Source organism: Muribacter muris, assembly GCF_001038205.1.
GTDB lineage: Bacteria > Pseudomonadota > Gammaproteobacteria > Enterobacterales > Pasteurellaceae > Muribacter > Muribacter muris.
Window position 1 is genome coordinate 30,664 of record NZ_JWIZ01000017.1, and the last position, 17,129, is coordinate 47,792.

Sequence of the window (17,129 nt, forward strand, 5' to 3'; positions counted from 1 at the left end):
CAGTGTATTAAGTAAATCATAGATTATCAAGAGAAGGGTTATGCGTATAATGCACGCCTTTCGAAATATCTGATGAGGAAAGCACAAATGAACACATTTTCTGAAAAACTCACCCCAATGGTTTTCTTACTTGTCCGCCTTGTTGTCGGCTATATGTTTTTACTGCACGGTACGGCGAAATTTTTTGAGTTTCCCGTGTCGATGACCGGCGGTAACGGCAGTGTCGAACTGATGTCCCAATACGGGGTAGCGGGAACGTTGGAAATTATCGGCGGCAGCCTATTTATTCTCGGCTTATTGACTCGTCCGGTCGCATTTTTACTCTCCGGTATGATGGCATTTGCCTACTTTGGCGTACACGCCAGTGCCGAAACCCTATTCCAGCCAATGCTGAACCACGGTGAATTAGCCGCCCTTTATTCTGTGGTCTTTTTACTGTTTGTGTTTATCGGCGCAGGGAAATGGTCTTTGGATCATAAATTGTTTGCGAAAAATGATACATCAAAAGCATAAAGAAAATAGCCCCTGTGTTTAGGGGCTGTTTTTTTATTGACTAAATATTGGTAAGTAACCGTACATTGCCAACAAATGCGCGGCAGCGGTGAAAATACCAAAGATAATCACGAGAGCAATCAGCGGTGTGCCGCCCCAGACACGAAACGGATTTTGAGTGTTTTGCCGGCGGACTTTATAAGCCAATAATGCCGGAATAATACAAGCCCACACTGTTGCGATTGCACCGGCATAGCCAATCGCTTTCAAAAATCCGAGTGGGAAAAGCAAAGAAAGCAACAACGGCGGGAGAAACGTAACCGCCCACGATTTCGTTCTACCGGCTTTGCTGTTATCAAATTGGAAGAAATCTGCCAAGAAATCAAACATTCCTAACCCGACCCCAATGAACGAAGATAAAATCGCAGCCATTGAGAAGGCGTTCAGCGCATTTTTGACTGACTCCGATTGCACCACATTGCCGAGTGCGTTGAGAAGTACATCTAAATCGCCGTTACTGGCAATAATCGGTGCAAATTGATCACGCGCCAGATTGCCGAAAATGCTGAATACCCAAAGCAGATAGAGTGCAAGGGCAATCAACGTGCCGCCCAAAATCGCATACTGGGCTTTGCGTTCTTCGCCGTAGTAGGCACGCATTGTTGAAACGGAGTGGTGATAGCCAAAAGAGGTCAGCGCCACGGGGAACATTGCGATCGCATAGGGGGCGTAGCTGCCGTCAAGGTTGGCACGATCAAATAAAATGTTGAGGTCGATATTGATTGCTAAGCCATAGGTGCTGAAGATGAATGAAAGTGCCATAAATACAATCAGCAAAACCGACAAGCGGTCGACTAATCGGGTGGAATGCCAAACACAAAAGGAAAAGAGCAAAACAAACAGGATAGACCAAAATGCGCTATCCCACTCCCCAAGGGAAAACCACGGTTTTGCCAGTTCGCTGAGAATGCCGCCGGAAGCGGTGGTATAGGCGTAAAGCAGAATGCCGCCGACAAAATAGACCGATAAATTGTTCAATATATTGATTTTCGTACCGAGCAGATCTTTAGTAACGGTACTAAACGAGGCGGTAAGATCATAATTTTTATAGGCTTCAAGCAGAAACCAGCCGGAAGCCGTCATCATCAACATTGTGATCAACATCGCAAGGCTAGACCAGATTGTCCAAGCTCCAGCACCGGAACTCGGCAATCCTAGCATTCCTGCACCAACGCAGACCCCACCAATTATACAGGCTCCGCCAATCACGGAAGGTTGTTTTTGCATTTTTCATTCCTTTTTGTAAAAAATCTGCCGAAACCGACCGCTTGCAGTATTTCGGCAAATAGAGTGTATCATTGGCGGCTATTATCGCACAGTTAGTCGGATTTTTTCGCCCGCAACACGCGTAAACTCAAAATAATTACGCCGAAAATAAAGGCGAACAACCCGAGCCACTCGGAAGTGAGCACCCAATCTTGCAGGTTTAATGCAAGAGGTGATTCCGAACCGCCGGTGGTAACGGAGGTCGCGATAATAAAGGCTAAAATCACCCCGATGAGGCTTTCCCCGACAATCAGCCCGGCGGCAAACAGTGTACCGTTGCGTTCCGCCGCTTTTTGTAACGTCTCGTTGTCTTTGGCGTGGCGTTTGGCATAACCTTTTAAATGGCGTTGAATACACCAAGCGACAATCGCCCCGATCACAATCGGCATATTGATTGACGGCGGCAGATAGATGCCCATTCCAACCGCCAATGCCGGTAAGGCAAAGCGTTCGTTACTGGCTTTTTTTAGCACAAAATCGATCACAATTAAAGCGATACCGAGCGCAACGCCACTAAAAATATAGCGCCATTCCAAATCGGAGGAGAAAATCCCTTTAGCAATCGTTGTCATCAAGGTGGCTTGCGGTGCGGATAAAGCTTGGCTCGGATCCATTGTCTCCCGCGACAATGCACCGGTAAAGCCGTAAGCGTGGTAGAGAATTTCTAACACCGGCGCGATAACCAATGCCCCGACAACGCAGCCGATAATCAACGCAACCTGCTGTCGCCACGGGGTCGCTTTGACTAATAAACCGGTTTTGAGATCTTGCAGGTTATCGTTAGAGATTGCCGCAATCGCCACAATAAACGCACCAGAGAAAATGGTGAGTGCCGTTAAAAATTGCTGACCTTCCGGATTAGCCAAAATGCCGGTGCTGTTGCCAATCACCATTAATACAAGGGAAATCACCACCACCGAAATGATGCCGATGCCTGAAATCGGGCTGGAAGATGAGCCGACTAAACCTGCCATATAGCCGCAAGCCGCCGCAATAAAAAAGCCGATAAAGAAGACGAATAACGTACAAACCACGACTAATAAGAGCGCTATGCCGCTTGAAATCGGTAAATCTTGGACAAAACCGTACAGGGTTAAGCCGATGAGCAAAATGGTGAACAGTGAAATGCCGATCATTGATTTAAAAGATAAATCTTGCTCAGTGCGTTGCATTTTGTGAGCGCTCGGATCTTTTAACGCGCGGAAAGAGCGGTTCATTCCTTCCACCATCGGTTTGAGTAGGGTTAAAAGCGTCCAAAGTGCCGCCACTGCCATTGCGCCGACCCCGATAAAGCGTACTTTCGTTTTCCAGATCGTCATCGCATAGCCGATCATATCCGCATCGGCTGCCATTGGCGTATCTGCCGTAAAGTACGGTACGGCAACCCCCCAAGCGATGAAAATCCCCAGTAAAATAGCTAAACCGCCGATTAAGCCGATTAAATAGCCCGCACCAAGCAGAGCGAGGGAAAAGCCCATTGGCACTTGGAAAATACCGTTACCGACTTTAAACCAATAACTTGCACCGTCGGCAACCACCCGCAAGCCGTTGGTGAGAAACGCCAAGCCGCCTGCCAATGCACCGCCGGTGATGATGTCCTTGATTCCGCTTTCCCCTTGGTTTCCGCTTTCCTCATCGGGATTACCCGCTTTGAGAATTTCGGCGGCGGCAACCCCTTCAGGATAAGGCAAAGCACTTTTCACCACCATTACATAGCGTAACGGCACGGTGAAAATCACCCCTAAAATCCCGCCTGTACTACAAATCAGCATTGTTTGCCAGAACGGGAAACCTTGCCAGTAGCCGAGCATCAATAAGCCGGGCAAGACGAAGATTACAGAGGAGAGCGTGCCGGCTGCGGAGGCTTGCGTTTGCACCATATTGTTTTCAAGGATATTTGATCCTTTAAACATTTTTAGCACCGCCATTGAAATGACGGCTGCCGGAATGGAGGAGGCAAAGGTCAAGCCGACTTTAAGCCCTAAATAAACATTTGATGCGGTAAACACCACCGTAATCAATGCACCCAGTAGCATTCCCCGTAGTGTCAGCTCACGGTAGGACGCATAGGGATCGGTATAATGAGTTGGATTCATAAAACACACCTATTGTTATATTTGTGAAAAAAATTATTAAGTTTAAGTAAATATTGAAAAGTTATCTCGTTTAAGGGGGCTATTGTACGCAAACTTCAATCATTTTTCATCGTTTAATCGCATTTTACAAAAAATTGCTAGAAAACGACCGCTTGTTGTTATGCCAAAGGTTTGATTTGGCTATGACTGCATATTTTTTAGATCAATTTATGACAAATTTGTTAGTGTTTGTCGCTTTTTTGAACTAACATAATATGGCTATACTTCAGTGCTATTCTAAGGCTGATGTTGGAACAGGTGGCACAATGCCCAATCACAGTGAAAGTGGTTGAAGCGGAAAATAGGAGAGACTAATGGGCAATATAGACTGGGCATTTATCGGTATCGTGGGGGGCATAATGATCCTGCTCTATATCGTTCAATTTCTGCTCTCAAAAATAGGGATAAATATTAAATTAGGGGTTATCCTGAATTTTATCGCGAGCGCCTTAGTGTCCCCTTTCAAAGATTGAAATTCCGACTCAAAGCGGCTATCGTTTTTAGCCGCTTTTCTCATCTCTCAACTGATTTGAATGGCTAGTCAATGATGAAAAATTAAGCCTTGTCGAGATAATCTAAGGGACGTACAACGTTCATCTATCTTTCCTAGTGTTATCGCCATTTGCAAAAAATTGCCCGAAAATGACCGCTTGTGCTTATGCCCAATCCACGATTACGCTATAATCGCCACACTTTTTGAGAGAGAAATAAAATGACCACACAGACCTATTTTGCCACCACTGCCCGTGGCTTTGAAGAAATGTTGAAAACCGAGCTTGAGCAGATCACACAAGCGCAATGCAAAATCGCCCAAGGGGGCGTGCATTTTACCACCACATTGAAAGGGGCTTACCAAGCCTTGTTGCACAGCCGGTTAGCCTCTCGCATTTTGTTGCCGCTGGTAACGGCGAAAGTATTTAACGATATGGATCTTTATGCTACCGTGGTCAGCCAACCTTGGTGTGAGCTTTTTGACCAGCGTGCCTCTTTTTTTGTCGATTTCAACGGCACGAACCGAGAAATTCGCCACACGCAATTCGGTGCAATGCGGGTGAAAGACGGTATTGTCGATCACTTTGAACGCAAAGGTTTGCCGCGTCCGAGTGTGGATAAAATCCGCCCCGATGTACGTATCCATGTTTATTTACAGCGAGACGAAGCCGTGATTTCCCTCGATTTGAGCGGTGAAGCCTTGCACCAACGGGGCTATCGGCAAGATACAGGCAAAGCGCCGCTGCGTGAAACCCTAGCCGCTGCGATTATCTTACGCTCCGGCTGGCAAGTCGGCACACCGTTGGTCGATCCAATGTGCGGTTCCGGCACACTGCTAATTGAAGCGGCACAAATGCAAGCGAAGATTGCCCCGCAACTTCACCGTCAGCATTGGGGCTTTGATTTTTGGACGGGACATCAGCCGGTGGTCTGGCAGGCGGTATTAAATGAAGCGAAACAAGCGGTCGATTATAGCGGGAAAATTGCAAATTTCTATGGTTTTGATCTCGATCACCGTGTGCTTGCTAAAGCAAAACAGAATGCCGAAATGGCGGGTGTTGCGCACCTTATTCAGTGGCGGCAGGGCGATGTGTCGGCATTGCAAAATCCGTTTCCGACGCAAATCGGTACGGTCGTTTCCAACCCGCCCTACGGCGAACGGCTCGGCACAACACCGGCGTTGATTGCGTTATATTCGGTGTTTGGGCAGCGTTTAAAACAGCAGTTTGCCGGCTGGAATGTGTCCGTGTTCAGTGGTGAACCGGAACTGCTTAACTGCCTGCGCTTACGTTCCCACCGCCAATTTAAAGCCAAAAACGGCCCGCTGGATTGTGTGCAGAAAAATTATCAAATCAGCGAACGGGCGGCGGAAAATGAGGATCTGACGGCGGTATTAACCCAGCCAGTATCGCCGCAAGTGGCACAGGACTTTGCCAATCGGCTCGCCAAAAACAGCAAAAAAATTGAAAAATGGGCAAAACAGCAGGGGCTTGATGCCTACCGTCTCTATGATGCCGACTTGCCGGAATATAATCTTGCGGTTGATCGCTACGGCGATCACATCGTGGTGCAAGAGTATGCCGCACCAAAGAATATTGATGAACAAAAAGCCCGCCAACGTCTGCTGGACGCCGTTTCCGCCACTCTTTCTGTTACAGGGGTAGAAACCAACAAATTGGTGTTGAAAGTTCGCCAAAAACAGAAAGGCACGAACCAATACGAAAAACTGGCGAACAAGGGCGACTATTTCTATGTGAATGAATATGGGGCGAAATTGTGGGTGAATTTAACCGACTATTTGGATACGGGATTATTCCTCGATCACCGCCTGACACGCAAAATGGTCGGTGAAATGGCAAAGGGCAAAACCTTTCTCAATTTGTTTGCCTACACCGGCTCGGCAACGGTTCACGCTGCATTAAACGGTGCGAAATCGACCACAACGGTGGATATGTCGAACACTTATTTGAATTGGGCGGAGCAGAATTTAACGCTTAACGATTTATCCTTAAAAACCAACCGCTTACATCAAGCCGATTGCCTACAATGGCTGGCGGCGTGCCGTGAACGTTTTGAGTTGATTTTTGTTGATCCACCGACCTTTTCCAATTCCAAAAGAATGGAAAGCAGTTGGGACGTACAACGGGATCATCTTGACTTGATGAAACAGTTAAAACGCATTTTAACTGCCAACGGCACTATTGTGTTCTCCAATAATAAACGGGGATTTAAAATGGATATTGACGGGCTGACAGAGCTAGGCTTAACGGCGGAAAATATTTCCTATAAAACCCTTCCCCTTGATTTTGAACGCAATCCGCATATCCACAACTGCTGGCTTATTCGTCATTGCGAGGCTTAACAAGCGGTCAGTTGCGGGCGTTTTTTGGCAATGATGTCGCCGTTATCCAAAATTCAATCTGACTCATAGGTAGGGACACAATGCTTGCGTCCGTTTAATCATATCTTGAAATAGGGTGATTTTATGACGGGCGATACTCTACGTCCTGCAATCTTGAGGGTGCGTTAGCCAAACAGTTGATCCAATGCTTCGATCAGCTCGACACTCGGTTTATCAAAAAATACGCCGCTTTGCGGGCTGCCGTTCATTCCTCTTAAAAACAGATACGCCACGCCGCCAAAATCCCGCTCGTATTGATATTGGCTACCTAAACGGGTGCGTAAATAGCGGTGCAGGGCGAGGGTGTAAAGCAGGTATTGCAAATCGTAGCGGTACTGCGTCATTGTTTTTTCCAGTCGCTCAAGTTGGTAATCTTGCGCAAAATAACCGAGAAAATTCGATTTGTAATCAATGAGATAGAATTTATCTTGCCATTGAATAATGCAATCGACAAAGCCTCGGATAAACCCTTCCAACTGCTTTAATTGCAGATCCGGCAGTGATTTTGCCAAACGGCTATGCTGTTTCAATAGCCGGTTGAGCTGCGGGAGCGCATTTTCATTCTTTAGCCTTAAATAAAATTGCCACTCGTTCAAACGTTTGTCGGGGTGAATGCTATTAAGGCACAAGCCTTCGGGGATTAAAGGGGTGTGGCTGATTTTTTCAAACCACTCTTGCAATGGCGCAAGCCACTGCTCGCCCAAATCGAGGGCTTCACAAAGGGAGGTCAGTTGCTCAACGGAAATCGGTTGCGAAAAATCCCACTGTTCAAACAGTTTATGCAATAGATTACCTACTTTGGTGCTATGCGGGAATTGATAAGGGCTGTAAGGCATCGGCGTATCCGGATCGTCTAACGGTACGGCAGGGGTAAACTGGCGATCGTAATCCTGTGCATCATCGCCGAAGATCGCAAGCGGTGTTTGGCTGCGGTTATTTTGCAAAAATTCATTTTGCGCTTGTAAGGCACTGAAGCTGGTAATCAACCCTTTCGGGATAATTTTCCCGTGGAAGAGGCGTGCCGAGCCGTTCGGCTGTGGCAGGCTGTGTGGCTGCCAGTCGTCTTGAGGAATGTTGCCCTTCAGTGTGTGTAACTGACATTCAATCCCTTTTTGCTGAAGATAATCTGCTGTAGGCTGTGGCGGTTGCGTTTTACCGTTGCTCAATAGATAGTGCAGCGCACTCCATTGTTTACCAAACTCCTCGGGCAAAATGAGGTTGAGCTGATATTTCGCCCGTGTGATCGCCACATAAAGCAGACGCAGATCTTCCGCATAATCCGCTTGATTGATAAGTGCTTTTACCTCATCGGATTGAAAGCCGAAATCCCACGCTAATCTGTGTTGGTGGTTGCGGTAAACCGTCAGGGCTTTGCTTTTCACGCCTTGGCTGGCTTTGGCTGCAAAGGGTAGCCAGACAATCGGGTATTCTAAGCCTTTTGAACCGTGAATGGTGATCACTTTTACCAAGGCTTCTTCACTTTCCAATCGCTGTTTTTGATCGTCCGCCAGCCCGTTCGGGTTTTCTAACTGCTGTTGATACCAACGCACGAGGGCGGCTTCATTTTCCACGTTTGCCATCGCCTCTTGCAGTAATTCGGCAAGGTGGAGCAGATCGGTCATACGCCGTTCTGCGTTCGGCTGGCTGTCGAGACGGGCGAGCAGCTCGTGCTGTACAAACAGGCGGTGTAACATCGGCAAAATACCGTGCTGTTGCCAAATCTGTTGGTATTGAACAAATTGTTCCACCCAACTATCCCACTCGGTTTCGTCATTTTTGAGCTGATACAGTGCCTGTGCATCCAGCCCCCACAATGCCGTACCGAGTGCTGCCAATAACGCTTGCGGTTGGTAAGGGGTTAATGCCGCTTTTAAGATAAAGAGCAGATCTTGCGCTTCGGGGCTTTCATAAACGCTGTTGCGTTCCGAATAAAAGACCGAACGAATACGGCGTTTTAGCAAGGCTTGGCGTACCAGTGTGGCTTGCGTATGGCTTCGGACTAAAATCGCTATATCACTGGCTTGAACAGCGTGTTGCCCGTCAGCATCTTGCCGATAAAATTGCTGCTGCTCGGCACGTTTTAACTGTTGCTGAATTTGATAAGCGCACCACTCGGCACACTGCTTTTCATCATAGCCGGCTAATAGATAGTACTGGGTGTTTGCCTCTCCCTGCAACGTGTCGGCACGGGGATTGGATTCCACCGGATAAAAGGCGATCCCGTGGTATAAAAAGGGGCTACGCTCACTGTTCGGCGGGAAAGTAAACAGTTGGTTGGTGCTTTGCACCACCGCCGGTACGGAACGCCAGTTGCGGTTGAGGGTATATTTGCCGGCAACCTGATCAGCGGCGGTGAGATAGGTAAAAATATCTGCACCACGGAATTTGTAAATCGACTGCTTCGGGTCGCCAATCATAATAAAGCCCTGATTTTCTACTTTCGGCGGCATAAAAATCTGGCTAAAAATCTCGTATTGGGCTTGGTTGGTATCCTGAAATTCATCGATCATTGCAAAGGGGAACAAGCGGCGGATTTGAGCGGCAAGGGTTTGCCCTTGTGCCTCATCAAACAATGCCCGATGCAAAAAGTGCAGAATATCGCCGAAACTTTTTTCCCGATGCTGTTGCTTATAATCGGCTAATTTTTGGCGGACAAGCATTAAAAATTGGAACAGTAATAACGGCTTTTGCTTATTGGCAAAATTTTCCCGATAAACGACCGCTTGTTGCTCGATCTCAACAAAAAGCGGTGAGTGAAGCGGTTCAGCCCCCTCTTCGGCAATCAGATTGAAATTAGCTTGGCTGAATTTTTCCCATTGGGCAGGCAAAATATCCTCGTCCGATGTCGCCCACGCCGTCAGTTTTTGCTGATAACCATTGAGATGTGAGGCGTTTAACTTACGCCGATTCAACGCTTTCGCTACGCCGCTGGGGTATTTCTTTTTCTGCTCTTGTGCCACGAGATCGACAATCTGCTGCCCGTTTTCCCGCCAAAAGGCTTTCGCTGTAGCGATAAACTGACGATGTTCTCCCAAATGTGTCGCAAGATCTTGTCGCATCAGTTGCTGTTGTGTTGGGGATAGATCGGGTAAATCGCCGTAGAGATAGGCTTTGATTTCGTCTAAAACATATTGCGGGTGGTGTAATTCCCGCCGCACGACCGCTGCCTCATTTTGTGCCATCGGGTAAAACAACTCCCGCCAAGTGTCCTCACAGAGTTGTTGCAGCAGTTTTTGCTCGTCCGCTTGTAATTCAATATCAAAACGAATACCGGAATTGAAGGCAAATTGAAACAACATTTTTTGGCAAAAACTGTCAATCGTGAAAATACTGGCGAGATCCATCTCCTGTTCGGCAATACTCAGCCGTAGCAGAGCTTCCTGTAAGTTCGGTTCAACCTGCTGATAGAGCGCCTGCAGAAAGGGATCTTGACTAAGCATCGCCGAAGGGGCTTGCTGATGCTGTTCAAACAGTTGGGCAACGATTTTGATTTTATCCCGAATCCGATCCCTGAGCTCTTGGGTGGCGGCTTTAGTGAAGGTTACCACTAAAATTTGCTCAACGGAAAGCGGTTCGCACCCCACACCTAATAGTAAGCGGAGGTATAAATTTGCCATTGTGTAGGTTTTGCCTGTGCCGGCGGACGCCTCAATCAAGTTGGATTGGTTAAGCGGTAAAGTAAGCGGATCGAGAATGTGCATAGCGGTCTTTCGCAACGTAAATATCGCCCTATTTTAGCATTACAAGCGGGGCGATTTGGGGGGATTTTTGCAAAATTATGCGGTTATTTTCGCCAAAATAGCTGTTCACTTGTTTGCCAAATGGTCTCGACAATGGTATCGGGGGATTCCGCACGCAGTTCGCACAGAGCATTAAAGCTGACTAATAGCCGCTGCGGGCGGTTCGGCTGCCCTTGATAGCCGAAGACGGGCATATCGGGGGAATCGGTTTCCAGCAGTAAACTATCCAGCGGCAATTTGCGAATTGCCTCGCGGGTTTTGTTGGCTCGAGCATAGGTAATCGTACCGCCTACACCGATTTTATAGCCTAAATCGACAAAACGTTTTGCCTGCTCATAGCTGCCGGCAAAGCCGTGAACTACGCCGGTGCGGTTTAATCGGGCGGTTTTAAGATACACGGCGAGGGTGTCGTGGCTTTTGCGGGAATGCAAATTCACCGGTAAATCGTAGCGTTGCGCCAATGCGAGCTGGGTGGCTAAAAAATCCTGTTGCTTTGCCCATAATGTCGGCGAACAAACGGTTGCCACTGCGTTTTCCAAACCGATTTCGCCGACCGCCGTGCAAGCGGGATCTCGCTCGGCTAAACGGCGTTCGAGTAAATCTAAATCCGCCGTACTGTGTTGCTCAATGTAGAGCGGGTGTAAGCCGAGTGCGTAGGCGATATGTTGAGGTTCGGCACGGCTGCAAGCGGTAACATCGGCAAAATTTTTGGCAAAAACCGCCACCACCAAAATCCGTTCCACTTGAGCAGCTTGGGCATCGGCACATAACGTCGGCACGCTTAGCCCAAGGGTGCTTGCGAGGTAATCTAGATGGGTGTGAGTGTCAAAAAATCGCATTATAGTTGGAAGAAGAAAGCGAGGACGAACCTCGCTTTAAAATGAGTGAATTAGGCTTTTTTCTGCGCGTTATTATCATCGACAAAGGCATCGGGATCTTTATCGCCCATTGGTTTGAGCAAGGTAAAGAATAACACGGTGCAGAGTGCGGTGAGGGCAAAGCCGATATAAACGGATAACTGGTAATCCAAGCTGAAACCGACTTTATTGTTTGCCAAGTAGGTAAAGCAGACCGTGCTAATAAACATTGCCGGCAGCGTACATACCCAGTGGAATTTGTTATAGCGGTAGAGGTAAGCCGCTGCCGTCCATAACATAATCATCGCAGTGGTTTGGTTCGCCCAAGTGAAGTAGCGCCATAATAAATTGAAGTCTACTTTAGAGGCGATGATATAGAAACCGAGTGCAAAGATTGGTATTGCGATCAGTAAACGCTTCGCCAGGGTACGTTGTTCGACTTTGAAAAATTCAGCGATAATTAAGCGAGCGGCACGGAAAGCGGTATCGCCGGAGGTAATTGGTAAAACTACCACGCCTAAAACCGCAAAGATCCCACCGACAAAACCTAAGAAGTGTAATGAGGAATCATAGACCACTTTAGACGGTGAGCCGGCATCAATTGCCGCTTGTAGTGCTTGCGGGTTTTCATAGAAAGAGAGACCGACCATACACCAGATTAATGCAATCACCCCTTCGGCGATCATTGCGCCGTAGAAAATAAAGCGACCTTCTTTCTCATTTTCCGCACAGCGTGCCATTAAAGGTGTTTGGGTGGCGTGGAAGCCGGATAATGCCCCACAAGAAATGGTGAGGAACAATAAAGGCCAAATCGGTACATCCCCTTTTACTTGGAAGTTTTGGGTGAATTTCTCCCAGCTCATACCGTCAACGGTACGGAAAAACTCAATCGGATCAGTCGCACTTAAGTGGCTACTGATTAAGCCGTACACCATACCAATAGACATAAACATCAGTAATGCACCAAACAGCGGATAGATTTTACCGATGATTTTGTCTACCGGTAGTAACGTGGCGAGAATATAGTAGCCGAAAATAATCGCTGTCCAAACGGCAATAATCATCGGCTTATCCATTCCCCATACGGTAATATCGCTTGCAGCCACAGTTGCCGTGCTGACGATTTCTTCGGCATTATTGAGGGAGAGCGTACCGCTGCCGCCGAAAGCGTCCATTGTAATGGTGCTAAGCAGTTGGGCAGGGCTAGTCACGAACACGAGTCCGACAAGGAACAATAAGACGACCGCAAGTAAGTTAATAAACATTTTAACCGGCGAACCTAAATATTTACCGGCAAGTGTCGGCATTGAAGCGCCGCCGTTACGCACGCTCAACATACCGCAGAAATAGTCGTGTACCGCACCGGCGAAAATACAACCGAGGACAATCCACAACATAGCGACCGGCCCGTATAATGCGCCGAGAATTGGCCCAAAAATCGGGCCGGTGCCGGCGATATTAAGGAGTTGAATCAGCCAAATACGGCATTTTGACATTGGCATATAATCAACGCCGTCTTGCATTGCATAGGCAGGCGTTGTTTTTTTCGGGTTGATCACAAAGATCTTTTCAATGATTTTACCGTACACAAAGTAACCGAGTACCAATACGGCAACACAGAAGAAAAACCACAACATAGGAAGACAATCCTTTTAGAGTAAGTGAAGATAATCCCAGAAAGACTGGGGGCGGATTATTTTAGTGAGTAATGTTAATAAAGTAAATTGAGCGGTTGAGAAAATGTTGTGAATGATAAAAAACTGTGAGCAACTTCACAATTTTTTCGGGCATTTGCGGTTTTTAGGCTAAAATAAACCGCTAATTTGATGAATTTTTATTCTATCAACGGCGTAAAGCGAACCCTTGAAATGTTTGTCTGTCTTAAAGGCGGTAAATAGTGAAGAATCCTTGAATACTACGCTCGCAAGCGGTCAATTTTGCCGACTTTTTTACAACACACGAGCGTGTATAATAGATTCAAACGTTGATTTAAACTCAAATTAGGAAGGAATTGTAATGAAAAACGTTTTTAATAAATCATTATTCACAGCATTAGTGTTAGGTTTAGGTATGGCGTCAATGCCAACGATGACACAGGCGGCATTGCCTTTGGCGGTGGACGGACAAACCTTGCCAAGCCTTGCACCGATGATTGAAAAAGTGCGTCCGGCGGTGGTGAGCATTGCCGTTGAAGGTAAAACCCAAGACAACCGCCGCAGCCGTGCCGTGCCGGAGGAGTTTGAATTTTTCTTCGGGCCGGATATGTTTGGCGATCGTAGCGCAGCGCCCCGCCAATTTCGAGGCGAAGGATCCGGGGTAATCATCAATGCCGCCAAAGGTTATGTCGTTACGAATAACCACGTTATCGACAAAGCGGATAAAATTACGGTGAAATTAGATGACGGGCGGGAATTTAAGGCAAAACTGGTGGGCGCTGATCCGATGTCTGATGTGGCGTTAATCCAAATTGAGAACCCGAAAAATCTGACGGAAATTAAAATTGCCGATTCCGATAAATTGCGGGTCGGGGATTTTACCGTAGCGATCGGTAATCCGTTTGGTTTAGGGCAAACGGTAACGTCAGGGATTGTGTCGGCGTTAGGGCGTTCAACAGGCAATACCGATCAAGGCTACGAAAGCTATATTCAAACCGATGCCGCAGTCAATCGAGGCAATTCAGGCGGGCCGCTGATCAATTTGCAAGGAGAATTGATCGGTATTAACACGGCGATTATCTCACCAAGCGGCGGTAATGCGGGTATTGCGTTTGCGATTCCAAGTAATATGGCGAATAATCTCGTTCAGCAAATTATTGAATTTGGGGAAGTTAAGCGGGGATTACTCGGCATTAAGGGCGGGGAATTAAACGCTGATCTGGCTCAAGCCTTTGATGTAAGTGCACAGCAAGGGGCGTTTGTCAGCGAAGTGATTGCCGACTCTGCGGCGGCAAAAGCCGGCTTAAAAGCAGGCGATGTGATTACGGCACTTAACGGGCAGAAAATCCGTAGCTTTGCCGAATTACGTGCGAAAGTGGCGACCACCGGTGCAGGCAAAGAAATTGAATTAACCTATTTGCGAGACGGCAAAGAAGGCACGGTGAAAGTTACATTGCAATCCGATGAGCAAACCAAAACCAGTGCGAAAGGGTTACTACCGAGCCTAAACGGTGCGGAATTAGCCAATTATGCGGAAAAATCTATTAAAGGGGTGGAGATCACCAAAGTGGAAAAAGGCTCGATTGCGGAAAGCCGTGGCTTTAGAAAAGGGGATATTATCGTTGGGGTAAACCGTAAAGCCGTTGAAAATATTGGTGAATTACGCAAAATTCTAGATACTAAACCGTCTGCGATTGCGTTAAATATTCTGCGTGATGGCTCAAATTTCTATGTGATTATCCAATAATCTTTCCAACAACTCACTAAAAAGGGCGTGTTAAACGCCCTTCTTTATACAAATAAATTTGAATTAAAGCGGTTTGTATATGTGTACATACCGCTTTTTGAGTTTAATGTTGGCTGTCTAAGAAGCGCTCCGCATCCAGTGCTGCCATACAGCCCGTACCGGCGGAGGTAATCGCTTGACGGTAATTGTGATCCATTACGTCGCCGGCGGCAAAAACACCTTCTACGCTGGTAGCGGTCGCATTCCCCTCTAAACCCGATTTCACCACAATATAGCCGTTATTTAAGGCTAACTGATCATTGAAAATAGCAGTATTCGGTGAATGACCAATGGCAACAAACACACCGTCTAGGGTTAAGGATTCACAGCTATCATCAAGGGTCGATTTAATTTTTGCACCGGTTACGCCCGCATCGTTACCCAGCACTTCCTCTAACACACGGTTGGTATGCAAAATGATTTTACCTTCTTCGACTTTTTGCATTAACCGCTCGATCAGAATTTTCTCACTGCGGAAACTATCACGGCGATGAATTAAATGCACTTGGGACGCCACATTTGCGAGATAGAGCGCCTCTTCTACCGCCGTATTTCCCCCGCCGATAACCGCCACCGGCTTGTTACGGTAGAAAAAACCGTCGCAGGTTGCGCAGGCGGATACGCCCCGTCCTTTGTACAGCTCCTCAGACGGTAAGCCTAAATATTTCGCCGATGCCCCTGTGGCAATAATGAGCGCATCGCAGGTAAAGGTGTTGAAATCGCCGTAAAGGGTAAAAGGGCGTTTTGAGAGATCGACACGTTGAATGTGGTCGAAAATGATTTCCGTATTAAATTTTTCTGCGTGCTTTTGCATTTTAGCCATCAGTTCCGAACCGGTGATCTCTTCAAATTCACCGGGCCAATTCTCAATTTCCGATGTAGTGGTTAATTGCCCGCCCTGTTGCATTCCGGTAACAAGTACAGGGTTAAGGTTGGCACGGGCGGCATAGACCGCCGCGGTATAGCCGGCGGGGCCTGAACCTAAAATCAGCAATTTGGCGTGTTTAGTTGCCATAATATATTCTCCAATATTTTGTAAAATTGGGCGGTCATCTGACCGCTTGTTAATATAAAAGTGAGTAGAGGCGGCGGCGGAAAGTCGCCACGAGCGGATCGGCATTACCCATTGCCGATAAAATCGCTAAGAATTGCGTTTTCACTTCGCCGTTTCCGGCGGTTAAATCCTGTTCTAGCCACTCAAATAAAAGCGTTAATGCCTCTTGATGACGGGCGACTTGGTGTAATTGATTGGCGAGTTTAACCGCAATTTCCGGTGATTTATTGCGGGCGTAGTCCTGCTGTAATTGTTGAATTTCCGGCGAATCTGCCGCCTGCTCCAATAACGTGATTTGGTCTTGCAAGCCTTGCCAACGGCTGTCCCTGTCTTGTAGCGGAATTTGGGCAAGAATAGCTTTGGCGGGTTCAATGTGCTTTAATGCGATATGGGTCTCGGCATAAAGCAGCCCGAAATCGCTCTGTTTTTTATCGGTTAATTCCCACGCCGATTTGAGCAAAGGCAACGCCTGCTCGTACTGCTCCGCTTCTAGCAACTCAAGGGCTTGGGCAAATTGTAACTCTTCTTCTTTCGGTAAAATGGTTTTGAGCCGAATGCGTAAATCTTGCTCGCTGATGCTGCCTTGTACGGCATCGACCGGCTGACCGTTTGCAAAAAAGTAAGTGGTCGGCACCGCTTGCACACGAAATTGTGCCGCAATCATCGGTTGCTCATCGCAATTAACCAGTGCCAATAAAAATTGTTTAGGGTACTCGTCTGCTAAACGGCGCAACAAAGCGTCCATTTCAAGCGAACTCGGCTCTCTCGGTGAGAGAAAATGAAACACCACCGGCACGTCTGCGGCGGCGTTAATCACCTCATTAAAATTGGTTTCATTAACCTGAATTAAATAATCCATAGCAGCCTTAAAGGGTGAGTTGTCTCACCCGGTTAAATTATTCAGAGTGGTAACGGTTGATAAAATGCAGCACGCCGCCGTTACCGATACACGCTGTTTCACGATCTTCAAAACTGGCAGTGGAAAAACTGCCGTCCCGGCACATTGCGGTGGCATTTGGCGGGATATTGTTCGGTAGAGTAGGTTGTGCGACTTTTTGCGGCACAATCGTTTTATCCTGTGAGGCTTTAGCAATTTCGACTTTTTGTCCCGAACTACACGCGGTTAATCCTAACGCGGCAACCGCCATTGTAAAGATAAGCTGTTTGTTCATCACCGACTCCAAAATAGAA

At 47.3% G+C, this 17,129-nt stretch carries 12 protein-coding genes; 4 read left to right on the top strand and 8 right to left on the bottom strand.

What is annotated here, in order from left to right:
- The first annotated feature begins 87 nt into the window (after positions 1-87).
- A complete protein-coding gene (locus RO21_RS03350) occupies positions 88-513 on the top strand; it encodes a DoxX family protein (RefSeq protein ID WP_047976388.1) in 426 nt (141 codons plus the stop codon).
- 33 nt (positions 514-546) lie between these two features.
- On the opposite strand, the gene RO21_RS03355 is transcribed toward RO21_RS03350, so the two are convergent.
- Together RO21_RS03355 and RO21_RS03360 are read right to left on the bottom strand one after the other, a co-directional pair.
- Entirely contained in the window at positions 547-1,779 is a 1,233-nt protein-coding gene (locus tag RO21_RS03355) for an aromatic amino acid transporter (RefSeq protein WP_047976389.1), read from the bottom strand.
- A gap of 92 nt (positions 1,780-1,871) precedes the next feature.
- Positions 1,872-3,914, bottom strand: coding sequence for an OPT family oligopeptide transporter (locus RO21_RS03360; RefSeq protein ID WP_084724240.1), 2,043 nt, complete (start codon positions 3,912-3,914; stop codon positions 1,872-1,874).
- 353 nt (positions 3,915-4,267) lie between these two features.
- Here RO21_RS03360 and RO21_RS12755 point away from each other — a divergent pair, with 353 nt between their 5' ends.
- A complete protein-coding gene (locus tag RO21_RS12755) occupies positions 4,268-4,426 on the top strand; it encodes a hypothetical protein (protein ID WP_157019615.1) in 159 nt (52 codons plus the stop codon).
- Positions 4,427-4,665: 239 nt separating this feature from the next.
- Positions 4,666-6,807, top strand: a complete 2,142-nt coding sequence (gene rlmKL, locus RO21_RS03365) for a bifunctional 23S rRNA (guanine(2069)-N(7))-methyltransferase RlmK/23S rRNA (guanine(2445)-N(2))-methyltransferase RlmL (RefSeq protein ID WP_047976390.1) — start codon at positions 4,666-4,668, stop codon at positions 6,805-6,807.
- A gap of 164 nt (positions 6,808-6,971) precedes the next feature.
- On the opposite strand, the gene recB is transcribed toward rlmKL, so the two are convergent.
- The 3 genes from recB to RO21_RS03380 form a co-directional block, all read right to left on the bottom strand.
- Complete coding sequence (gene recB / locus RO21_RS03370; protein WP_047976391.1) at positions 6,972-10,547, bottom strand: exodeoxyribonuclease V subunit beta; 3,576 nt, start codon at positions 10,545-10,547, stop codon at positions 6,972-6,974.
- An 83-nt stretch (positions 10,548-10,630) separates the two neighbouring features.
- Positions 10,631-11,425 (bottom strand): TatD family hydrolase, encoded by a 795-nt coding sequence (locus tag RO21_RS03375; protein WP_047976392.1) that lies wholly within the window; start codon positions 11,423-11,425, stop codon positions 10,631-10,633.
- A 50-nt stretch (positions 11,426-11,475) separates the two neighbouring features.
- Positions 11,476-13,080, bottom strand: coding sequence for a carbon starvation CstA family protein (locus RO21_RS03380; RefSeq protein ID WP_047976393.1), 1,605 nt, complete (start codon positions 13,078-13,080; stop codon positions 11,476-11,478).
- 379 nt (positions 13,081-13,459) lie between these two features.
- On the opposite strand from RO21_RS03380, the gene RO21_RS03385 reads away from it, so the two are divergent.
- Positions 13,460-14,845: a DegQ family serine endoprotease gene (locus RO21_RS03385; protein ID WP_047976394.1), complete on the top strand. Its 1,386-nt coding sequence runs from the start codon at positions 13,460-13,462 to the stop codon at positions 14,843-14,845.
- A 103-nt stretch (positions 14,846-14,948) separates the two neighbouring features.
- Here RO21_RS03385 and trxB read toward each other — a convergent pair whose 3' ends face one another.
- From trxB to RO21_RS03400, 3 genes are read right to left on the bottom strand one after another with little or no spacing between them, the layout of a single operon-like run.
- Entirely contained in the window at positions 14,949-15,899 is a 951-nt protein-coding gene (gene trxB / locus RO21_RS03390; protein WP_047976395.1) for a thioredoxin-disulfide reductase, read from the bottom strand.
- A 49-nt stretch (positions 15,900-15,948) separates the two neighbouring features.
- On the bottom strand, positions 15,949-16,797 hold the full coding sequence (locus tag RO21_RS03395; RefSeq protein ID WP_047976396.1) for a co-chaperone YbbN: 849 nt from the start codon (positions 16,795-16,797) through the stop codon (positions 15,949-15,951).
- Between the two features lie 37 nt (positions 16,798-16,834).
- Positions 16,835-17,110, bottom strand: coding sequence for a DUF3761 domain-containing protein (locus RO21_RS03400; protein ID WP_047976397.1), 276 nt, complete (start codon positions 17,108-17,110; stop codon positions 16,835-16,837).
- Positions 17,111-17,129: the final 19 nt, after the last annotated feature.